At 41.3% G+C, this 20,966-nt stretch carries 20 protein-coding genes; 11 read left to right on the top strand and 9 right to left on the bottom strand.

Features of this window, described 5'->3' with window-relative positions:
• Positions 1-134: 134 nt before the first annotated feature.
• The 4 genes from J2S11_RS04840 to speE all read right to left on the bottom strand — a co-directional run bounded on the left by J2S11_RS04840 (position 135) and on the right by speE (position 3,011).
• Positions 135-545, bottom strand: coding sequence for a helix-turn-helix domain-containing protein (locus J2S11_RS04840; protein ID WP_307391683.1), 411 nt, complete (start codon positions 543-545; stop codon positions 135-137).
• A gap of 199 nt (positions 546-744) precedes the next feature.
• Positions 745-1,206, bottom strand: coding sequence for a YwiB family protein (locus tag J2S11_RS04835; protein WP_307391680.1), 462 nt, complete (start codon positions 1,204-1,206; stop codon positions 745-747).
• A complete protein-coding gene (gene speB, locus J2S11_RS04830) occupies positions 1,194-2,066 on the bottom strand; it encodes an agmatinase (protein ID WP_307391677.1) in 873 nt (290 codons plus the stop codon). The genes J2S11_RS04835 and speB overlap by 13 nt, the downstream gene beginning before the upstream one ends.
• 111 nt (positions 2,067-2,177) lie before the next feature.
• A complete protein-coding gene (speE, locus tag J2S11_RS04825; protein ID WP_307391674.1) occupies positions 2,178-3,011 on the bottom strand; it encodes a polyamine aminopropyltransferase in 834 nt (277 codons plus the stop codon).
• 241 nt (positions 3,012-3,252) lie between these two features.
• On the opposite strand from speE, the gene J2S11_RS04820 reads away from it, so the two are divergent.
• Positions 3,253-5,310 carry a transglycosylase domain-containing protein gene (locus J2S11_RS04820; protein WP_307391672.1) on the top strand — a complete coding sequence of 686 codons (2,058 nt, stop codon included), beginning with the start codon at positions 3,253-3,255 and terminating at the stop codon, positions 5,308-5,310.
• Between the two features lie 183 nt (positions 5,311-5,493).
• Here J2S11_RS04820 and J2S11_RS04815 read toward each other — a convergent pair whose 3' ends face one another.
• Both J2S11_RS04815 and J2S11_RS04810 read right to left on the bottom strand, forming a co-directional pair.
• Entirely contained in the window at positions 5,494-5,994 is a 501-nt protein-coding gene (locus J2S11_RS04815) for a YwgA family protein (RefSeq protein WP_307391670.1), read from the bottom strand.
• 42 nt (positions 5,995-6,036) lie between these two features.
• A complete protein-coding gene (locus J2S11_RS04810; RefSeq protein WP_307391667.1) occupies positions 6,037-7,353 on the bottom strand; it encodes an HD domain-containing protein in 1,317 nt (438 codons plus the stop codon).
• A gap of 283 nt (positions 7,354-7,636) precedes the next feature.
• Here J2S11_RS04810 and J2S11_RS04805 point away from each other — a divergent pair, with 283 nt between their 5' ends.
• From J2S11_RS04805 to J2S11_RS04770, 8 genes are all read left to right on the top strand, one after another.
• Entirely contained in the window at positions 7,637-8,872 is a 1,236-nt protein-coding gene (locus J2S11_RS04805; protein WP_307391665.1) for a glycosyltransferase family 2 protein, read from the top strand.
• Positions 8,873-8,968: 96 nt separating this feature from the next.
• Positions 8,969-10,000 carry a M23 family metallopeptidase gene (locus tag J2S11_RS04800; RefSeq protein ID WP_307391663.1) on the top strand — a complete coding sequence of 344 codons (1,032 nt, stop codon included), beginning with the start codon at positions 8,969-8,971 and terminating at the stop codon, positions 9,998-10,000.
• A 493-nt stretch (positions 10,001-10,493) separates the two neighbouring features.
• Positions 10,494-11,447 carry an ABC transporter ATP-binding protein gene (locus J2S11_RS04795; RefSeq protein WP_307391661.1) on the top strand — a complete coding sequence of 318 codons (954 nt, stop codon included), beginning with the start codon at positions 10,494-10,496 and terminating at the stop codon, positions 11,445-11,447.
• A gap of 2 nt (positions 11,448-11,449) precedes the next feature.
• Entirely contained in the window at positions 11,450-12,280 is an 831-nt protein-coding gene (locus J2S11_RS04790) for an ABC transporter permease (protein ID WP_307391659.1), read from the top strand.
• 150 nt (positions 12,281-12,430) lie between these two features.
• Positions 12,431-13,222 (top strand): cell wall-active antibiotics response protein LiaF, encoded by a 792-nt coding sequence (liaF, locus tag J2S11_RS04785; RefSeq protein WP_307391656.1) that lies wholly within the window; start codon positions 12,431-12,433, stop codon positions 13,220-13,222.
• A 16-nt stretch (positions 13,223-13,238) separates the two neighbouring features.
• Positions 13,239-14,366, top strand: a complete 1,128-nt coding sequence (locus tag J2S11_RS04780) for a HAMP domain-containing sensor histidine kinase (RefSeq protein ID WP_307391653.1) — start codon at positions 13,239-13,241, stop codon at positions 14,364-14,366.
• Position 14,367: 1 nt separating this feature from the next.
• A complete protein-coding gene (locus J2S11_RS04775) occupies positions 14,368-15,030 on the top strand; it encodes a response regulator transcription factor (protein ID WP_307391650.1) in 663 nt (220 codons plus the stop codon).
• Between the two features lie 78 nt (positions 15,031-15,108).
• Complete coding sequence (locus J2S11_RS04770) at positions 15,109-15,981, top strand: ion transporter (protein ID WP_307391647.1); 873 nt, start codon at positions 15,109-15,111, stop codon at positions 15,979-15,981.
• A 244-nt stretch (positions 15,982-16,225) separates the two neighbouring features.
• Here the strand turns inward: J2S11_RS04770 and J2S11_RS04765 are convergent, their stop codons facing one another.
• Positions 16,226-16,837 (bottom strand): SCO family protein, encoded by a 612-nt coding sequence (locus tag J2S11_RS04765; RefSeq protein ID WP_307391644.1) that lies wholly within the window; start codon positions 16,835-16,837, stop codon positions 16,226-16,228.
• A gap of 255 nt (positions 16,838-17,092) precedes the next feature.
• On the opposite strand from J2S11_RS04765, the gene J2S11_RS04760 reads away from it, so the two are divergent.
• A complete protein-coding gene (locus J2S11_RS04760) occupies positions 17,093-17,599 on the top strand; it encodes an RNA polymerase sigma factor (protein WP_307391641.1) in 507 nt (168 codons plus the stop codon).
• Entirely contained in the window at positions 17,580-18,521 is a 942-nt protein-coding gene (locus J2S11_RS04755) for a hypothetical protein (protein ID WP_307391638.1), read from the top strand. The genes J2S11_RS04760 and J2S11_RS04755 overlap by 20 nt, the downstream gene beginning before the upstream one ends.
• 515 nt (positions 18,522-19,036) lie before the next feature.
• On the opposite strand, the gene J2S11_RS04750 is transcribed toward J2S11_RS04755, so the two are convergent.
• Both J2S11_RS04750 and J2S11_RS04745 read right to left on the bottom strand, forming a co-directional pair.
• Positions 19,037-19,606: a transcription repressor NadR gene (locus tag J2S11_RS04750; protein WP_307391636.1), complete on the bottom strand. Its 570-nt coding sequence runs from the start codon at positions 19,604-19,606 to the stop codon at positions 19,037-19,039.
• 209 nt (positions 19,607-19,815) lie between these two features.
• A complete protein-coding gene (locus J2S11_RS04745; protein ID WP_307391633.1) occupies positions 19,816-20,955 on the bottom strand; it encodes an IscS subfamily cysteine desulfurase in 1,140 nt (379 codons plus the stop codon).
• Positions 20,956-20,966: the final 11 nt, after the last annotated feature.

Below are 20,966 nucleotides of genomic sequence, written 5' to 3'. Positions count from 1 at the left end.
CATTAGAGGAAGCTTTTACATGCTGCCAGAATTTATAAAACTTGAGGAAATCATTGTATCAAATTTTATAAATTCTTAGACTGTCAAAAAAGAGATGAACAAAGCAAATCCTGTTCATCTCTCATTTCATAGGCCTATTTCAACAACTCTCTAAAGGCTGTCTTCATAATTTCTTCTACAGGCTTTCTTTGCATCTTAGGTTTACTCAAAAGCTGATGCATTCCCTGCTTAATCTCAGGATAGCTATGTAGATATTGAATGATTTGAATCATTTCTTCATCTATCGCTTCTTCTTCCTCAACTGTGTACAGCTTTCTAATCTCACGCAAAACCTGTGTAGGTGGATAAGGTCTACCTACAAGAGCATCAATACTCACATCAAACAATTCACTAAGCTGAACAAGAGCCTGTAAATCAGGAGATAACGTCCCGATTTCCCATTTCGTTAAAACGGAACGAGATACGTTCAACTGATCCGCTAATTGCTTTTGCGTAAGATTCATTTGTTTGCGAAATAATCTAATTTGTTCTCCGACATTTGCCAAGACTATCACCAGTATGATCAGATTTAGTTTAAGTGTAGCATGATGAGGCTGATCCTCTGTGAAAATAGCTGTTCTATACTAGAACAAGTGATGTAATGTTGTAATAAAGACCTGTTTTACTCGACAATACCTACTATTGAGCTTAGAAATGAAAAAGAGCCAGAGCCCTAAGACTCTAGCACTTGCAAGGTGCATCCCATCAGGAATGTATAATTTGAAACTGAATCTTTACTGTGCGTTTTCCCATAGGCTGTCCATTCAATTTCACATCATACTCCAGAGTGATGTTCCCTCCATTATTTATTCGTGTGATTTCACAGATATATGTCGTCGTCTCCATGTTAAATTTACCCAGTGGCGTACGATATGCCCCTATGATGGATTCTCCAGCCTGAAACACCTGATTCATTTCAACCGCACCATGACGAATGATTTTGACCTCATGCTTCTCCTGCTGGTCATTAAAGGTTATAGTGCTTTGAATAGCCCCGCCTTCTTCCACTTGCTCCTCATAGATTAAGAAATTTTTTCGCTTTCCCTCATACAACTGGCCTTGATACGTTTCAGACGTTTCAGCCTCACTCTGATCCTCCGTAGCAGTGTGTATAGTTACGGTCACAGGTGTACGCCTAAAACGCTCAGAGACACCTATTTTACCCATCCTAAAAGTATCTCTCTCACTAGTTTAGCAGCCACAATTTGAGTTTGCTCTGATGGGTCGTACGCTGGAGCAACCTCGACAATATCGGCTCCTACTACATTAAGCTCTGACCCCGCAATTAAATGAATCGCTTGCAAAAGCTCCTTCGAGGTAATTCCTCCTGCCTCTGCCGTTCCTGTACCTGGTGCGGCTGAAGGATCAAGTACATCAATATCTATAGTCACATATACAGGGCGTCCTGCTAGGCTAGGAAGTACGTTTTTTAATGGCTCCACGACATCAAACTTATATAGATGCATCCCGGATTCAGCTGCGTACTGAAATTCCTCTCTCATGCCTGAACGAATGCCAAAGGAATAGACATTTTGTGGCCCAATTAGATTACACACCTTACGAATAGGGGTAGAGTGAGACAAAGGCTCCCCTTCATATTCCTCGCGCAAGTCAGTATGAGCATCCATATGGATAATGGCTAAATCAGGGTATTTTTTATACATCTCTTGGATAATTGGCCAGGAAACTAAATGTTCACCGCCAAGACCTAATGGAAACTTGTTCTCTTGTAATAGCTTTGCCACAAACTCTCCAATCATCTCAAGGCTTCTACCTGCATTACCAAAAGGCAGTGGAATATCCCCTGCATCATGGTAGTTCACCTGCTCAAGATGACGGTCTAAATAAGGGCTATACTCCTCCAAGCCCAAAGAAACCTCGCGTATTCTTGCTGGACCAAAGCGTGACCCAGGTCTAAAGCTAACGGTAAAGTCCATTGGCATCCCATAAAGGACAGCCTGACTTTCTTTGTAGTCCTGCTGACTTGCGATAAATATATTTCCTGAATATGCCTCGTCAAATCTCATTGCTACTCCCACCTCTATCTACTGTTGCTGTAAATCATAAACTCCTAACATCGATCTTTCTGAAATTCTTTGTATCAGTTTGATCAATATTCTCTTCTAGTATGAAGCTTGTTATTTCTTCTCCGTTAAGTCCTTAACGAATTTAGGCAGCACAAACGCTGCACGATGAAGCTCAGGCGTGTAATATTTCGTATCTAGCTCTGGAATTTTCGTGATATCTACTTCTACTGGATCATGCTTTTTAGAGCCTAATGTGAACGTCCACATCCCACTTGGGTAGGTTGGAATATTGCAGGTATACAGGCGTGTTACAGGAAAGATATCCTGTACATCAGCAAATACTTTTTTGATTAGATCTCCATGAAACCAAGGGTTGTCCGATTGAGCAACGAAAATTCCCTCTTCTGTCAATGCATCATAAATTCCTTGGTAGAAGCCTTTTTCGAACAGCTTAGCTGCTGGTCCTACAGGCTCTGTGGAATCGACCATAATCACGTCATACTCATTCTTATGATTATGAATATGCATAAAGCCATCATCGACCTGAACCTCTACCCGAGGATCATCTAGCTTTCCTGCAATATTAGGCAGATACTGCTTAGAGTATTCAATAACCTTCCCATCAATTTCTACAAGAACGGCTTTTTCTACGGAAGGATGCTTTAGGACTTCACGAATGGCTCCTCCGTCTCCCCCACCTACAACAAGAACCTTTTTAGGGTTAGGGTGAGTAAATAAAGGAACATGAGTGACCATCTCATGGTAGACAAACTCGTCTACATCTGTTGTCATGACCATGCCGTCAAGAACGAGCATTGTGCCAAATTGATCCGTTTCAATCATGTCCAGCTTTTGGAACTCTGTTTGCTCTGAGTGTAGTGTTTTTGAGATTTTACTCGTTATCCCGTGTGTCGCTGTTTGTTTTTCTGTAAACCATAATTCCATTTTTGGATCACCTCTATAGCATGTATTTTTAAATTGAAAGATTTGTATTTGAATAAGATATTAAACAAGTCTATTAACTCTAGCGGACATATGGCCTCGATCGAATTCACAGTCTAATTTAAAGTTTAACAAACAAATTATATCTGAACCTCTGTGAAATGCAAGTGGAAAAAGTATAAAAGCTTCTTTCTCTATCCATACTAAATACTAGTAAGTATATAGGATAGGAGCTTGATTGGCTATGCAGGTCATAAGAGAATCCAAGGTCGTTCGACTTTTTCGCTGGATAGGTAGATTAAGTGTTATTGCCATTATTCTTCTATTATTATGTGCGGCTCTTGCCATTTTAGGGCTATTATTCCTACGTTCTCAGCCTCTCCCCCCATCTCAGGTACAAGAGACCACCACGATCTATGCGGCTGATGGAGAAATCATGGATACGATACACAAAGGACAAAATCGGGTTTATGTGCCTATCGATGACATTCCTGAATACCTTATTCAAGCTACGTTAGCTGTTGAGGACCAACGCTTCTTTGAGCATTTTGGTATTGATGTTAGAAGAGTGGGGGGAGCTTTACTGTCGAATATTAGAAGTGGACAAATTGTGGAGGGTGCAAGTACCCTGACACAGCAGCTAGCTCGGAATTTGTACTTGAACCATGATCGGACTGTAAAGCGGAAGCTTCAGGAGGCTATGTACACGATTCAGCTAGAGCTCCATCTATCAAAAACGGAAATCCTAGAGCGCTATTTAAATCAAATCTACTTCGGTCATTCCGCCTATGGTGTTGAAGCAGCCTCTCAATTGTTTTTTGGGAAGCGAGTAAGTGAGCTTAGTTTAGCTGAAGCAGCTATGATTGTAGGAGTACCAAAAGGACCTAGGTATTATTCACCTTATCTCAACATGGAGAATGCTGTAGCTAGGCAACAGCTAATTCTAAGTTTAATGGAGCGGCAAGGGTTTATCACTTCCGCTGAAAAAGAAGCGGCTTTAGCGGAGCCCTTACAGTTTTTGAGTGAGGAGGAGAGATTGTTAAACGCCCCTGATATCGCTCCTTATTTTACCGACTATGTTCGGCAGCTGGCGATCCATGAGTATGGGATTGAAGAGGAGTTTTTTAATCACGGTGGGCTGCGCATTTACACAACGCTAGACGCTCATATGCAGCAGGTAGCGGAGGAGTCCGTAGAACGCCTTTTACCTCAGGACAGGGATCTGCAAGGAGCCTTGCTAGCGATAGAGCCTAGAACTGGACATATTAAAGCAATGGTAGGAGGGAAAAATTACGATGCCTCTCCGTTCAACCGTGTTTTTGCTGAGAGACAGCCCGGCTCCTCGATCAAGCCTTTTTTGTACTATGCAGCACTTGAGCAGGGATTAACTCCTTTAACAGAGATGAAAAGTGAAGCTACGGTATTTACCTATGACGAGGGGAGAGCAACGTATAGCCCCCGCAATTTCAATAATTCGTATCCAAATGACTTTATTACAATGGAGCAGGCCATTGCTAGCTCAGATAATATTTATGCCGTAAAAACTCTCCTTTATTTAGGAGAACAGAGCCTAGTAGATACTTTGAAGCGATTTGGTTTTGAGCGTGATTTTCGCCCCTTACCCTCTCTAGCTTTAGGAGCACAAAATGTCTCTTTGTTTGAGATGGTTCAAGGCTATTCCATTCTAGCCAACGAGGGTGTTAAAGCGGAGCCTATCGCTATTCTACGCATCGAGGATCGGAATGGAAATGTAATTGTACAGGAAGGGGCTGTCCAGCAAGAGTTAGTCTTGGACAAGGCAGATACGTTTATCCTTACACGTATGCTTCGTAGCGTGTTTGAACAAGGGGGTACTGGGTTTAGAGTAGCTCCGCAGCTTCATCGTCCTGTGGCAGGGAAAACAGGCTCTACCGACACAGATTCGTGGATGATTGGCTATACACCTGAATTGGTTGCAGGGGTGTGGATTGGCTATGATATGAATCAGCTGATCAATCATAATAATGATGGCAGGCTTTCGGCACAGATTTGGGCAGAGTTTATTGAAGGAGCCTTACATGATCGACTTCCCTCTCTCTATGATGTGCCAGATGGGGTAGTAGGAGCGTATGTAAATCCAAACAGCGGCTTATTAGCTACAGAGCATTGCCCTGTTCAAAAGCTGATGTATTTTAAACAAGGGACAGAGCCATTAGAATACTGCCATGAGCATCTTCCTGATCCAGATATGGCGCCTGTGCCCCTGGAGGATCAACCACCGTCCACCATTTGGCAGAAGCTTAGGCAATGGTGGGGTGGGTAGCAAGCTTGGTTGCTAGGTTACTTACACTCAGGCAAAAAGCGATTATTTAAACACCAAAGGGGTAGAGAGCGTCCTCTCTACCCCTTTGGCTGTCCTAGTATATATCATTTTACATATACACTGTCCTTATTTTAATCGTTTCTTGCTTTCTGTACAATACACTTTTTAATTCAGAACATAATTTTAATTTACAGCCCTTAGCTGCTTAATGTAAACGAAGGCTCGATCCATTTCTTCATCCGTATAATTCTGCTTAGCCTTCACCTTAGCTACTTTTTGGAATAAGGCTTCCTGCTCCAGCTTATCGAAATAAAGCATCGTTGAAACAAGCTCTAGAAAACGAGAGCTTTGCTCATTCAGATCATGGACAAAAGATTGATAACGCTCCATCTCGATCGGATAGACCTCCAAATATTCCTTCCCTTTATCAGAAAGCTCATAGTTATATTGTGAGTAGCCCGATTTTGTCTCCTTCACTTCTTGAATGAAGCCAAGGTTGGTCAGCTCTTCAATTTGTAGACTTAACTCCTCTGAATAGGGGCCGAAAAAGTGAAAATTATATTTCTGCTGAAAATCGTACTGGCATTTTTTTGATATGTAGATGATTTTCTGCAGCTTCTTTCTTCCAACTACCTGACCTGCTTGCTGAATAGCGTATAATAGCTTCGAATGCTCGATTAGCATGCAACCTCTCCGTCCTTTCGCTTTGTATGTCTTTCCTAGGATCTATGATGATATACCCAATAAACGTTTGATTTGAACGACTTTCTCTGCGTATTGTTTATGCTGTGCTTTTTCCTCAATGAGCTCTTGGGCATAATATAGCTTATGATCTGTCCTTGTTTTCCCTGTAATCGCTTGGACAATATCTGAGACCTTGGAAAGCTCCTTTAGCTCTCCATTAGGCATAAGTAAATTAATAGGTATACGCTCTCCCTCTTCACCAGGTCTGTAGAAATCATAGGGCAAATCAGAGGAGGAGTCAGCCACTAGGTAGTAATCCGTATCAATACCCACCTCAAGAAACAGCTGCTTTAATTTAGCATAAACATCTTCATCAGCGTTTGCTGTAGGAAGATACTCTATATATTTAAATAACTGCCTGTCCATAAAACGCTGACAAAGATCCTTAAGAATATTATCATCTTCCTCCATCCAGATTTGGAAATAATACATGACGACCGATTCATCAAGCTTTAAATAGGCCTTGAGGGATACGTTTTTTGTCATTAGGGGGATTAAATGATCTGGATTCTGCTTGAATGGATACCCTTGCTCATACAAATGAGCAGCACGCTGGAAAATCTTGCGTAGGATAACCTCCGAGCTCCGAGTTACTGGATGAAAATAAACCTGCCAGTACATTTGGTATCTAGACATGATATAGTCCTCTACAGCATGCATACCACTGTACTTGATAACCGCATATTCTTCATGAGGTCTGATGACTCTCAGGATTCTCTCCATGTCAAAGTTCCCGTAATTCACTCCAGTAAAGTAAGCATCGCGTAGCAGATAATCCATACGATCTGCGTCAATTTGGCTAGAGATTAAGCTTACAACAAGCTTATTGTCTGATGTTTTATCAATAACCTCACTCACTTTAAGAGGGAAATCCTCTCCTACCTTACGTAGGATTTTATTGATGGTGGTATCACCAAGTAAAATTTCTTGTGTCCATTCCTCGTGATCTGTATGGAACACCTTTTCAAAGCTATGTGAAAATGGACCATGCCCGACATCATGCAAGAGGGCGGCACTCAAACAAAGTAGGCGATCCTCCCGGGTCCATTCCGCTTTATTTTTGAGCTGTTCAATAATCCTACGCATCACCTCATAGACACCTAGAGAGTGATTAAAACGGCTATGCTCCGCTCCATGAAACGTCACATACGTTGTCCCAAGCTGCCTAATTCTCCTTAAGCGTTGAAACTCTGGAGTATTAATGAGCTCCCAGATCAGCTGATCCTTCACATGGACATAGCGATGAACGGGATCTTTAAATACTTTTTCCTCATTTAAGGTTTGTAGGATGTCACTCACCTTGCTACCCCTTTCTTCCGATACACGAACAGTTGTTTCTGCTTTATTCTATCTCTATTTTAATCGAAAATCTACTGAATTCAAATAGCCGCTTCTGCCTAAAATTCGTCACCATGAGAGCTGATCAGTTGGTACTGTTGCTAATTAGCTTATTTGACTCTAAAAAAATATTTTTTATGTGGCTGTCTTGTTCAGTAAATCGTAGAATGTTCTCTATATTTCTCAATAGCTTCAGAGATATAATAGGAGTAACTTCATTCCTATAGAAAGGTGCTACACATTCATGCTATTATTTGATGTTCTTGCCGTTCTAACATTAGTTTATTGGTTAGGTATATTTATAGATAGCTTAATCGGGCTGAGATCGATTAAAGAGATTCAAAAAATGCCAAATGATAGGGTCCATCATAATAACCCTACAGCAGCTAATTATAATGGTTCCATGTCAAATGTAGGACTTCCTTTTGTATCCGTCATTGTTGCCGCTCGAAATGAGGAAAAGGATATTAGTCGTACTATTAAACAGCTTTTAGCACAGGATTATCCTGCCTTTGAAGTGATTGCTGTGAATGATCGTTCCACAGACGGTACGGCGAATAGGCTTTCGGAGCTACAGGCTTGGTGGGAAGAGCAAAGCATAAACCGCTCATCTTCTCCTACGCTTAAACAGCTAGATATCACAGAGCTTCCAGACGGATGGATTGGCAAAAATCATGCCCTATATCAGGGTGTACAGCTAGCCAAAGGAGAGTATCTGTTATTTACCGATGCTGATGTTCGTTTTGATCCTGCCATGCTTAGGAGTGCTGTAGCTGCCGCTCAGGGGGAACAGGTCGATCTTCTTACCCTTTCTCCACAAATGGAGGCGAAGCACTTTGTTTTACGGCTATTTGTCCATTATTTTCTCTTCTCCTTTACTCTGTTTAAACGCCTCTGGGTAGCCAATAATGATAAACAACATAAATATGGTGTGGGGATCGGAGCCTTTAATTTGATTAAGAAAAGCGTCTACGAGGAGATTGGTACTCACCGCTCCATATCGATGAGACCTGATGACGATCTCCAGCTTGGTATGAAGGTTAAGCAAGGGGGTTTTCGTCAGCGCGTCCATACAGCTAAGTCAATGCTTCAAGTAGAATGGTATCCTACGTTAAAGGAAGCGATTCAAGGCTTGGAAAAAAACGCATTTGCTGGACTCCATTACAGCTATGCTCTTGCTTTTTTTGCTTTGTTTGGTCAGCTATTTGTATTTCTATTTCCGTTCATTGCTATTTTTATTTGGCAGGACTGGAAACTACTTAGCTATGGCTTAACGATTGCTCTCATCTTTACGTTATACCTTCTACATGTTAGAAAAATGTCCTCCGATTCTGGATTGAACATGTTTCTGCTCCCTGTAAGTGTACTTTTGTTTTGCTTCGTTTTTGTCAGGGCTATTTTGCTCACTATGTTTAAGGGAGGCATCGTTTGGCGGGGAACATTCTATCGATTAACTGAACTCAGAAAAAAGAATGAGTAGCAGGACTAGCTTTACGAGTTATTCTAGGTAAATTATTCGAAACGCCTTCTCCTCTTTTTCGTAAATAAAGACAAATGACTAAAGGAGGAGTACATAATGAAAGCCATACAGCCTGTCCTTAAAAGTATAGGAGTAGGGGCACTAGCTCTGACCCTGCTCACAGCTTGTAGTACTGAAGACGAAAACATACCTATTGATCCAGACAATAGTGAATCTACTGAACAAACAGATCCTGTAGAGGGAGACGAAGGAGAGAGTATAGTGACTATTGATCCACAGGAATTTGGAGAAGCCTTTACACGTGGGGACTTTTCCGAAATCTATGCTCAGACAAGCTCTGATTTTAAAGCAGCCGTAGATGAAGCAGCCTTTATAGAGCTTTCAACCTCCTACAATGAGAATGTTACTAGCTTTGAGCTGCTATCGACGATTCCCGTACAAGGATTGATGGAGTACCTGTGGATCGACCAGTCAGGCACTAAGGGAATTCAAACGTACTTTGATGCTGATCAGGCGATTGCTGGCCTTCAGCTCACTCCATTAAGCTCGTTTCCTGAAACGGATGAAAAGCTATCTGAAACAAGCTTTATCGTACCTACTACTGAGACATGGTTCACCTTTTGGGGTGGACGGAACGTTATGGTCAACTACCATTATGCCGTAGAAAGCCAGCGCTATGCGTATGATTGGTCAATTATGCAGAATGGATCAAGCTACGCGGGCGACCCTGCCGAAAATGAAAGCTATTTCGCCTTTGGTAAGGAAGTCGTAGCTCCGGCTGGGGGGACTGTTATTTCTGTGGAAAACGGGATTCAGGATAATACACCACAGGTTGAAACAAATGCAGAACAGCCTCTAGGAAACCATGTCATTTTGGATCATGGGAATGGTGAGTTTAGTGTCCTTGCCCACTTTAAAGAGGGGTCTGTAACTGTAGCTGAGGGGGATACTGTAGAGCAGGGTGATCTGCTCGGTCTTTGCGGAAACTCTGGAAATTCTAGTGAACCTCATATTCATTTTCATGTGATGGATGATGCCGATTGGATGCATGCCTCCTCGATACGGGTTAACTTTGAGGGTGAGATTGATCCTAAACGCGGGGATGAGGTGCCTGCCGGGAAGAACTAATCTTCTTGTACTCGAGTACTCGAGTACCCGAGAATCTGAACATCCGAGTATGTAAAGATAGAGATAATCTTCATTTCTTGAACAGATACTACGTCTTAAACTAGTTTAATACACGGAAGCCTTCTATAAATGCTTACTAGCTAGGTAGCAGGAAGAAGGCTTCTTTTTTTTGTTAAAGTTATTTGTTGAAAAAGAAAGAGCTAGAACATGAATTGAAAGAAAGAGACAGATAAAGTCGAAAAAGCAGTGATTAAAAATACATTTGTCCTTATCAAACGAACGAAATTAATGACCTCACATAGATTTTCACTTTAACAAACTGTTTCATATTGAATAAGGGAAGATTAAATCAATCTCTCACTTTCACTTTCTTCCTTCGGTCTTAAGACGGAGCTGAAAACCCTGCTGACGCCTGTTACCCCACTTCACTTCTTTTTATATGATGGATGTAACAAATTAGGAAATTGAAGAAAGCTAAGGAGTGAAGTAGAGGATGATTACATACGTGTATGAGCTAGACCACGTTAATAAAGAGTATAAGAAAGGAAAGGTGCAGGCAAACAAGGATATTAGTTTTTATGTACAGCGCGGGGAAATTTTAGGTCTGCTAGGACCGAATGGAGCAGGTAAATCTACATTGATTAAGCAAATGGTAGGACATATTGTTCCCACTTCAGGAAAAGTGTTTTATCAAGGAGTTGAGGTTCTACAGCAAACGAAAAAAGTGGCCCAAGAGGTTGCTTATTACTCTCAAGAGCCACATGCCTTAACTTCATTAAAAGTATGGGAAGCTCTGTATTTTACCGGACGCTTAAGAGGCTTACCGAAGGATGTCGCATTGAAGCAATCAGAAGAGCTATTACAGCGCTTTGAATTGGAGAGCTTGCGAAACAAGCTATTAAAAAACATATCTGGCGGACAGAAGAGATTAATAGGGATAGGAACATGCCTCATTGGCTATTCTCCTGTTATGATTTTAGATGAACCGACCAATGAGCTAGACCCCAAGAAGAGAAGACTTGTTTGGGATTTAATCAAGGAGCGCAATCAACAAGGGGCAACAATTATTCTTGTTACACACAATGTACTAGAGGCTGAGCAGGTCGTCGATCGTGTAGCGGTCGTTAATCACGGACAGCTTTTAGCTATTGATCATATTAGTCATTTAAAGCAACGGGTCGATCAGCGAATGAGATTAGAGGTCACAGCTACCTCTGGAAAAAGCGACTTGTTGTCCAAAGAGCTGAGCGAGCTTGGAGAATGGACCAAGGTAGGAGAAAACCGTATCCGTACTTTGCTAGAAAAGCAAGACGCTAGTCAGGCGATTGAACGACTTGGTGACCCCGCCTTGCCCCTTGAGGAATACTCACTTGTTCCTCCAAACCTAGAGGATGTCTATTTTCATATCGATGATGATCGAATTCAGGAAAATGCGGAGGCCGTGTAGACATGAAAACAAACCAGCAATCTTCAAATCAAAACATGTTGCATGCTCAAGGAGCTATGGAGTTCCCTATACAGCAAGGAGGCTTTAGAAGGAAGATTACAGAATGGCTGATTTTATCCCGCATTCAGTTTTCTATTATACGGGAAGCATGGGTTTGGATTTTCGTTATGGCCTGTATGTTCCCTTTGACAACACTGATGTTTCTTAGATTTTTCACTGTTGATCCTACACCGGAAATGATGACAAGAATTATTACTGGAAATATGCTATTCGGGCTGGTCATTATGGGGCTTAATGTGATGTCCCAGGAAATTTCATGGCAAAAGCATCAAGGACATTTTACGTATTATTCCTCATTACCTATTGCTAAAATTAATTTTATTTTTGCTAATTTACTCCGCGGCTTAATTATGTGTGTTCCATCGTTCGTCATTTTAGCGTTTATAGGTCAGGCGGTCTATGACCTCCAATTCACGTTTAGCTGGGGACTTATTCTTGTCTTAATGCTTACGGTTTCTAGTGTAGTTGGACTTGGAGTATTGATCGGTTTTTGGTCTCCTAATCATCAGCTTGTCAACATGCTTGCTCAGGCATTGATGATGGTTGTTGGCTTCATGAGCCCGGTATTGATTGACATTAGCCAGCTCCCTGTATTTTTGCAATGGTTATCCTATATTTTCCCTACCACCTATGCAGCTGACGCTATGCGTACCGTTTTAATTGAGGGATGGTCCAATAGTGTTTTAATAAATACACTTATCCTTCTAGCTTATACACTAGTATCTGTTTTCTTGATCATTAAGAAAGTAGATTGGCGTGTAGAGAATAAGTGATATAATGAGTATTAAGACAAAGATTGTGAGCAAAGCCTAGGTACACGTGGCTTAAAGGATAAACTTTGAGCAATATGATCAATCATCTATCTTGCTCGAGGTGTATGTAGACAAGGTAGATGATTTTGCTAACCAAAGGAGAGAAAGAGAATGGCTAGATATTTATGGGGACTATTACTATTACTACTCGGCGGTGCCTTTTTATTATCGAATATAGGTCTGCTAGATATAGAGTTTAATATTGGGTGGATCCTTGCTACCTTCTGGCCGGCTATTCTAATTATTTGGGGAGTCAGCGAGCTGATTAACGCACTAAATCGGCTTGTTACAAATAACCGTAGTGTTAGCGGAAGTGTATTTACTGGCTTGCTCTTAACCTTTCTTGGTCTTATATTTCTAGGTAATAACTTAGACTGGTTTTCTATCAGCTTTAGAGATATTTGGACGTATGCCTGGCCTTTACTCATTATCTATATAGGGTTTAAATTGATCTTAAATAACCGCTTTCACCAGCGCAGGGTACGAAAATGGAAAAATGATAAACATCTTGATATGAAAACACAGGATTTTCCTGTTCGAAGAAAAATGATGGTTGGGGATATGAAGATTGGACGAGGCTCATGGAATCTAGAAGATATGACCGTGTGGCTTGGTGCAGGAGATGTAGATATTGATCTGACAAAAGCCATTATTCCTGCTGGGGAAACGATCATAGATATCTCTGGTTTTGTAGGAGAGATTAGTGTGTTAATTCCTGAAAATCTTTCCGTACATGTTGATGCTAAAGTTCGTGTAGGTGAGGTTGATGTTTTAGGCGATAGTGCTAACGGGACAGGTCGATCCGCTTTCTATCAAAGTGAGGACTATAATGAAGCTATAAAGAAAGTATACATTGTGGCCACTCTAAGTGCTGGTGAGATTGATATCAGACGGGCTGATTAAGAGGGGGCGCACAAAAATGATTCGACGTTTTTTACAGAATCAATTTAAGCTGGTTAATTTACAATGGCATATTTTTTTAGAGATTTTGAAGAGTACGCTTAGTAGTGTAGCAGGATTAATCATCTTGCTTCTTTTGACTTCTATGATAATTACTGAGCTTTCCCCTTGGCAGCCTATTTTGGAGTCCTCCTTCTTACCTCCTTTTTATTCAAAGGAGTATTTTACTCTCCTTTTCTTCATTGCGGCTTGTGGAATCATTTCAGCCTTGTTTTTTACTGCTTTTTTTGGCTTCCCCTTTGGTCGCAGCTTAAAAAAAAGACTTCAAGGTATCGCTGGAGCCATAGAGGCCATTAGTAAAGGAAAGCTTGATTACAGACTGGATTTAGAGGGTGAGGATGAATTAGCCCAAATCAGTGAGAAATATAATCATATGGCTGACCGTATTGAAGGTCAGGTGCTTGCTCTGCAAAAGCTTGCTAACGAAAATGCCGAATTGCTACAGCAATCCCAAGCAGCCGCTTCTTTAGAAGAACGTAGAAAGCTGGCCAGAGAGCTTCATGATGCGGTCAGTCAGCAATTATTTGCCGCTTCTATGAATTTATCGGCATTGCCTAGATTGATGACACAGAACCCTGAGCAGGCTCAAACCTTAATGGGTCAAATCGAAAAGATTGTCAATCAAGCTCAGCAGGAGTTGCGAGCGCTAATCCTTCACCTGCGTCCTGTAACCCTTGACGGGCAGACACTCATAGATGGTTTAGATCAGCTCCTGACAGAAATTCAAGGAAAGTACTCCGAGCTACAGCTCAAATGGGATATTCAGCTCGAGATTAAACTAGAAAGTGGGATTGAGGACCATTTATTTCGTGTCATTCAAGAGGCTCTTTCTAATATGCTCCGACATGCCAAGGCAACTCGTATTGAGCTAAGATTGTGGCACAAAGGGGAACGTATACTATTATTTATGGAGGATAATGGTGTTGGCTTTGATCAAAATACGAAGAAAAAGAGCTCCTACGGTCTGGCCACCATGCATGAGCGAATTATGGATATAGGAGGGCATATTGATATCCTATCATATCCTAGTAAAGGAACTCGCATTGATATACGAATCCCGATTAAGTCGAGGAAAGGAGAGGAATAGCATGGAGAATATTCACGTTTTAATCGTCGATGATCATGAAATGGTACGCATGGGTTTAGCTACTTTTCTACAAACAGAGCCTGATCTAGTTATTGTTGGCCAAGCGAAAAATGGGCTGGAGGCTATTGAGCTAGCTAAGCAGCATCAGCCTCATGTCATCCTCATGGACTTAGTCATGGATGGATTGGACGGTGTTGGAGCAACAAAGGAAATCATGAGTCATCCAATAGAGGATGGAAGTTTACCTAAAATCATTGTGCTTACTAGCTTTATTAATGATGAAAAGGTGTTTCCTGCTATCGAAGCCGGGGCGTTTAGTTATCTGCTGAAAACATCACCCGCAGGGACAATTGCCGAAGCCATACGAAAAGCGTTTAAGGGAGAGCCGATGATTGATTCTCAAGTAGCTAGTATGATGATGAATCGGCTACAACGTCCTGGAACTAAAGCAAATCAACTACATACAGCTCTAACCAATAGGGAGCTAGAGGTGCTTGCTCTTTTAGGAGAAGGAAAAAGCAACAAAGAAATCGGCGAGCTTTTATATATTGGGATCAAGACGGTGAAAACTCACGTCAGTAACATTCTCTTGAAGCTTGAAGTTGAGGATCGCACACAGGCAGCTATTTATGCCGTTAAGGAAGGCTTGACGAAGCCTAGCTAGACACATAGGATAGAAGCATATACCTTTTTAACCTTACTGGCTATTAAGAGAAGAGTGGAAAAGGAGAAGTCATTGTCAATGAAGGAAACAAACTCAACCCAGCAGCCTACCGCCTTCAGAGATCGAGCTGATGTAGTGGTTAATCACCCATTCTTTACTGCGGCTGTCATGGTATTGATTCTCATAAATGCTATTATAGTTGGTCTTGAAACGTACCCTGCTATTCTTCAAAAATACCATACTTTACTTGGTATTGCCGATCGTATTCTCCTATGGTTATTTACGATTGAAATCGTTTTGCGCCTTATTGTAGCTAAACCAACACTTTCTTACTTTAAGGACCCTTGGAATTTATTTGATTTTACAATCGTGTCGGCTGGACATCTTTTTGCAGGGGCAAGCTTTGTAACCGTCCTACGGATTTTGCGTGTTTTACGACTGTTGCGGACCATTTCCATTATTCCTTCTCTACGCCGAGTCGTTAATGCTCTTTTACTTACCATTCCTGCGCTAGGGAATATTATGCTTTTACTAGGATTGATTTTCTATATCTTTGCTGTTGTTGGGACGATGCTATTTTCTAAATTGGAGCCTGAGCTGTTTGGTACCCTGCACGATACGTTGCTTACCTTGTTTCAGCTTGTCACGCTTGATTCCTGGTCTAGTGGAGTAATGCGCCCTATGCTAGAGCAGGCTCCTTGGGCATGGATATATTTTATTACATTTATTCTTGTAGGTTCTTTTGTGATTATCAACTTATTTATCGGAGTTATTGTGAGTAACGTAGAAAAAGCCAACGAAGCGGAACGAGCTCAGCTTTTTGAAAAAGAAGATGTGATCGATGTTAAAGTGACCTCTGTTAATCATGAACTGACTGCACTACGAAATGAAGTGCGCGAACTTAAAGCACTTCTAGTAAAAATAAATACAAATCATACTCGGAAGGATTAACTGTGGATGGTTATTTCTTCCGAGTCTTTGTTTCCCCTATCATCAAGGTGAGGGCGATGTTAAACGCTTTAAATCTCTACTCTATTTTGCTCATTTCAATGTCAGTTAAGGAAAGAAATCACTCTCAACATGTGCCCTTTGAATATGAAACTCTAAATAATACTTGTCTAGCCTATACCACGAAAAAGAGCAGCATCGTCGTCTGCTCTTTTTCCTTCTCTTTTATGTTTATAAGCTAAGCTAATTACTCTTTCACTAGCTTATTAATACCTTCTAGGATAGCCTCCTGATCCATACCTTGATTTGTGTTGCTCATTAAATATAGGCCCCGGACCTGATGATCAGCATCTAGAAGAAACATCGTTGTGGAGTGATAACCCGTTCCATCCTCGTTCAAGCCGTAAAAGAACTTGAGACCATCAGCTACCGCTTTAATCTCCTCTTCTGAGCCCCTCAATACTCTCCAGCCCTCTGCATCTACCTGAAAGGCTTCACCATACTCACGTAGTAACTCTGTTGTATCTCTTTCAGGGTCAAAGGTAATGGACAGAAGCTCTACCTCATCACCAAACAAGTTTTGATCCTTCAGCGTTTCCTCTAGTTCCTTATAATCTATCATCGTTGTAGGACAAACGCCATCTGGACAGTTAATAAAAATGAAGGATAAAAGCTTAATTTTATCATTATCAGAGTTATACGTATCCCCTACCATAACATCCTCTAATGTAAATGGCTCTATTTGATTTAGTACGTCTAACGGCTCCCCAGCCTGCTGGAACACACCTATCCACAGAATGCCTCCAAGTAGAACCAGTAGAACAATTCCTCCTAAAATAAAGAGGAGCTTTTTATTCATTGCTGTATTTCCCAATTACATCACCTCATAGAATAAAACTTTTAATCAAGGCTAACTATCAGCCTTTCTTCTCTCATAAACTACTTACCATTGTAGCTTAAGCATATCAAATTTTGAATGGCACTTTCGAGTCAGGTTGTGACAGAATCTAGAACAGAAACTAGAGTGAAGGAAAATAATATGGGAATACAAGGAACAAAATGTGACCGATTCACGTCCTTAACTGTGTTAAAGGTAAAGGAGGACAGAATAGCCATGCAGCAAAATTTGCTCCGGCCGGGCGAACATGTGCCAGGCTCTTACGAGAAATACGCACACACGCTGTTCAAAATCGCGATTGTTCATCTTGGCAATAAGGAAGATGCAGAGGAAGCGATACAGGATACCTTTATTAAGTTAATGGAAAAGGGTCCCGTGTTCAATGACGAAGAACATGAGAAGGCTTGGTTAATCCGGGTACTCACTAATCATTGCAAAAATATGCTAGGCAGAGTATGGCGTAAGCGTGAGGTTAAGCTTGAAGGTATGGAGTCGATTTTCACGACACCTGCTGATCGAGAGCTCATTAGTCTTGTTCTAGCTCTTCCTATCAAGTATAAAAATGTCATACATCTTTATTACTACGAGGATTACTCTGTTCGAGAGATCAGTGAGATATTAAAAATCAGTGAATCCGCTGTAAAGATGCGCTTACAGCGTGGAAGACAATTGTTGAAGCTGGATCTGGAAGGAGAACAGAAACATGAAGCAGGACAATTTTAAATCTAACTATAAGAGAGTGATGGATCAGATGAAAGCAGATGATAAAATGAAACAACGTATCCAAGCAAAAATAGAAGAAAACAAGCAGGAAAAGAGAAAATCCAATAAAGGCAAGATTATTGCGGCAAGTCTATTGGTTGCTGCTGGTATCGGCTTAGCAGCCCCTAGCGTTTGGAATCAGGTAAACCAGCCAGTTCCAACACAAATTGAAGTAGCCGATGGTGTAACGATTCCGAAGATGGAGATACCTGATACAGATGGTCCTATGCTTAATATGATTCCTTTAGTTGTTTATCAAGGAAATGTGTATACTCAATCTGAATCCATGCTATCTCCAGCTGATGCTTTAGAGCTACGAGGAGAGAAGCTTGGACAAACAACAGGCGGAATTGATGAGTGGAGCTCAGAGGATGATTATATTGAGCTTGCTTCCAATATTGGCGAAACTGAAATTTATGCGGTAAACGGGTATGATACAGACTTTAGAGTTATGTCCTATATTGAAATAGATGGACAAATATACGCCGATATCTATGAAAACATGAACGGTATGACCATTACCAATGGGGAAGATCTTCTAGGTAAGCTAAAACTTGAAGGTCGTATCAGCTCTGCTCAATGGGAGAGCTTTGATAGCTGGAATAACGGCAAAGAAGAGCTCAATACCTTATCAACAGACGGAGCTCTGCAAAGCTTTATTCAGGAATTACACGAGGCTCGCCCTCTTGCAGCAGAACCTTTGGTGGAGCAAGGAATATATGAGGACGAATCGCGTAAAACCATTCACCTAACCCTAGAGGACAACACTCACGTTCAGCTAGTGTTATTTCCTAATCAGTTGGTGAGATACGGTAACGTACCGGTTTTCCTTGAAGTTGATGAAGAGGCGTTCCAAGCTCTTTGGGACAGGATGAGTGAATAAATGCTGATTGCGTTTACTTAAAACTTATAAGATATGATAAGGTAGGAGTTAGAATAAAATAAGAAGCTGTACAACAGGAGATTTCTCTTTCTTCACTAAGGTATAGCTTCTTTTTTTCAACCTTTGCAATGCTGCACTTCTTTACTGTCGCACTTTTTTACTTTTTCACTTTTTCAGTGTAACAGTGTTGCACTGTTACACATCTATTTTAACTTGCCTTGATCTCTAACGGTCATTTTAGACTCTTAGACAGCTATTTCGACTTACTTTCATCTCTAACGGACATTTTAGACTCTTAGAATGAATAATTGAACAGTTTTGTTTGAAATGCACGTCTAAGGTGCGTTTTTGACCGTTAGAATTTTTCGAAGTGCAAGAAATACCTCTAAGGTGCAATTATGTCCGTTAGATTTTAGTGAGAGACATAAACACTTCTAAGGCGCCGAGTCCACCGTTTGATTTCAGTGTAGAGACGTCTGTTAGCTGAAGCCACTACACTTTTAGAACTACTGTTTTTAAGCTTGTACAGTATCCATGTCTGTGTCTGTAGTTGTATCAGATAGAAGAATCCCTTCTTGTTCAAGAACAGCACATACTTCATCCAATATGTCAGTCGTATCCGCTTGGAGAGTATGCAAATGTACTCCTTCTGTTAGCTCTGATAGCAGTGATGCCTTTTTCTCTTGAATTTGTTTCAAAAAGTGCTTAACATCCTGACGACTACTAATCATAAGGGATGCTGTTAATTGCCCATACATGGGATGCTCAACGATAACGTCCAGAATCGTAGCTCCGTGATCTACGATCAAGGTTAATTCCTTCTCTGTATCCTGTGGGGTATGGTAGCAAGCAATGACTCTTTGTGGTTTAGGCTCTGATGAATTTCTTAGATAAACATAACCCTGAGCAGTCGCTAGAATAGGCTCATTTTTGGCCTTTAGTAGTGAGATATCCTGTACGATGACCTGCCTACTAACCTTCGCTTTTTCCGCTAATACTCTGGCTGGGATCGGCCCCTCACTGCCTTTAATCCAACCTAAAATCGTATCTCGACGCTGCTCTCCTAGTAGCTTTCCTTTTTCCACAGTACTCCTCCCTTCCTGCCTATTCAAATGATCTTTACTTTTTTCGCTCTATTTCCCTTAAAAAACCTTTCCCTTTCACGTACCGTGCACAGCTCCCATCGCACGGTGTTGCACTGCATGACGGCGGTCGGTTGACCACGTGTGTTAAAGAGTTTCTGTTAACCGTTTATCGCTAAAAGCTCCTTATGTTCTGTTCCTGAGCTTTGATCTTACCTCTTAAAATATTGCTGGCAAATTTGATCAATAGTCTTAATGGTTTGGGTAACCTCTTCCTCTGTTGTTTCTTTGCCCAGGGTCAGGCGAATAAATTCATTGGCTTCTGTATCTGTTTTACCAATCGCCTGCATGGTCTCTGAAGAGCCTTTTTCATGAGCGAGGCAAGCGGTTCCCGTTGAAATTGCTACACCATACCGGTTACATTCAAGCATAGCATATTGCCCCTCCATACCCAAAATCCTAAGCCCTAGATGATGAGGTAGCCGTGTCTTAGGGTGACCTTCAAGAACGATTTCCCATTTTAATTGACGCAATCCTTCTAGCAATTGTTGAGTCAATCGTCGAACCCGCTCCTTCTCTATCCCTAGCGTAAGTACTGTTTCCTCTGCTGCTGTGACAAAGCCAGCTATCCCTGGCAGATTCACGCTTCCCTGACGAAAGCCTTTTTCATGAGAGATATGGGGTAATACGCTTTTCCACGAAACAGAAGGGCTGATGTAACAGGCTCCCACTCCTTTTGGTCCATAAATTTTATGACTAGATAGACTGATACTATCCACTTTTGCTTTTTGCACATCTATAGGAATTTTCCCAAAGGACTGGATACAATCACTATGGAATATAATATGTTTCTTTTCGGTCAATAGCTCTCCAATCTGTTCAAGAGGTTGAATGGTCCCGATTTCTGAGTTGGCATGACAAATCGACACAAGGATGGTATCCTCGGTGAGTAGCGCCTCTAGCTGGACAAGATCCACCTGTCCATACTCATCCACTGGAGCATAAACGACTTCATAGCCTTCCTCCTCTAATGCTATAAATGTGTTTAAAACGGAGGCATGCTCCACCTTTGTGGTGATCAGTCGTCTACCTTTTCGATCATTCCCTTTTACAAGGGAGCGGATAGCCAGTTCATTTGCTTCAGATCCTCCACCAGTGAAAAATACTCCTCTTGATTCGGCTTGAATCAAAGTAGCAAGCTTTGCCCGACACCCCTCTAACAACTGAGCTGCCTGCCCTCCTATGTCATGTAGACTGTTTGGATTACCATAATAGTTTTTAGCTACCTCTAGGTAGATCTGTAGTGCTTGCTCTGATATGGGTGTTGTAGCTGAATAATCTAAATAGATCATACCTTGACTCC

This window comes from Bacillus horti, assembly GCF_030813115.1.
GTDB lineage: Bacteria > Bacillota > Bacilli > Caldalkalibacillales > JCM-10596 > Bacillus_CH > Bacillus_CH horti.
The sequence above is the reverse complement of the archived record's forward strand: the minus strand, read 5'-3'. Positions and strand labels throughout refer to the sequence as shown.

Excerpts from the sequence above, each read along its gene's own strand:
- J2S11_RS04835 (WP_307391680.1), bottom strand. The coding sequence starts at position 1,206 with ATGGGTAAAATAGGTGTCTCTGAGCGTTTTAGGCGTACACCTGTGACC.
- speB (WP_307391677.1), bottom strand. The coding sequence starts at position 2,066 with ATGAGATTTGACGAGGCATATTCAGGAAATATATTTATCGCAAGTCAG.
- speE (WP_307391674.1), bottom strand. The coding sequence starts at position 3,011 with ATGGAATTATGGTTTACAGAAAAACAAACAGCGACACACGGGATAACG.
- J2S11_RS04820 (WP_307391672.1), top strand. The coding sequence starts at position 3,253 with ATGCAGGTCATAAGAGAATCCAAGGTCGTTCGACTTTTTCGCTGGATA.
- J2S11_RS04815 (WP_307391670.1), bottom strand. The coding sequence starts at position 5,994 with ATGCTAATCGAGCATTCGAAGCTATTATACGCTATTCAGCAAGCAGGT.
- J2S11_RS04805 (WP_307391665.1), top strand. The coding sequence starts at position 7,637 with ATGCTATTATTTGATGTTCTTGCCGTTCTAACATTAGTTTATTGGTTA.
- J2S11_RS04800 (WP_307391663.1), top strand. The coding sequence starts at position 8,969 with ATGAAAGCCATACAGCCTGTCCTTAAAAGTATAGGAGTAGGGGCACTA.
- J2S11_RS04795 (WP_307391661.1), top strand. The coding sequence starts at position 10,494 with ATGATTACATACGTGTATGAGCTAGACCACGTTAATAAAGAGTATAAG.
- J2S11_RS04790 (WP_307391659.1), top strand. The coding sequence starts at position 11,450 with ATGAAAACAAACCAGCAATCTTCAAATCAAAACATGTTGCATGCTCAA.
- liaF (WP_307391656.1), top strand. The coding sequence starts at position 12,431 with ATGGCTAGATATTTATGGGGACTATTACTATTACTACTCGGCGGTGCC.
- J2S11_RS04780 (WP_307391653.1), top strand. The coding sequence starts at position 13,239 with ATGATTCGACGTTTTTTACAGAATCAATTTAAGCTGGTTAATTTACAA.
- J2S11_RS04775 (WP_307391650.1), top strand. The coding sequence starts at position 14,368 with ATGGAGAATATTCACGTTTTAATCGTCGATGATCATGAAATGGTACGC.
- J2S11_RS04770 (WP_307391647.1), top strand. The coding sequence starts at position 15,109 with ATGAAGGAAACAAACTCAACCCAGCAGCCTACCGCCTTCAGAGATCGA.
- J2S11_RS04765 (WP_307391644.1), bottom strand. The coding sequence starts at position 16,837 with ATGAATAAAAAGCTCCTCTTTATTTTAGGAGGAATTGTTCTACTGGTT.
- J2S11_RS04760 (WP_307391641.1), top strand. The coding sequence starts at position 17,093 with ATGCAGCAAAATTTGCTCCGGCCGGGCGAACATGTGCCAGGCTCTTAC.
- J2S11_RS04755 (WP_307391638.1), top strand. The coding sequence starts at position 17,580 with ATGAAGCAGGACAATTTTAAATCTAACTATAAGAGAGTGATGGATCAG.
- J2S11_RS04745 (WP_307391633.1), bottom strand. The coding sequence starts at position 20,955 with ATGATCTATTTAGATTATTCAGCTACAACACCCATATCAGAGCAAGCA.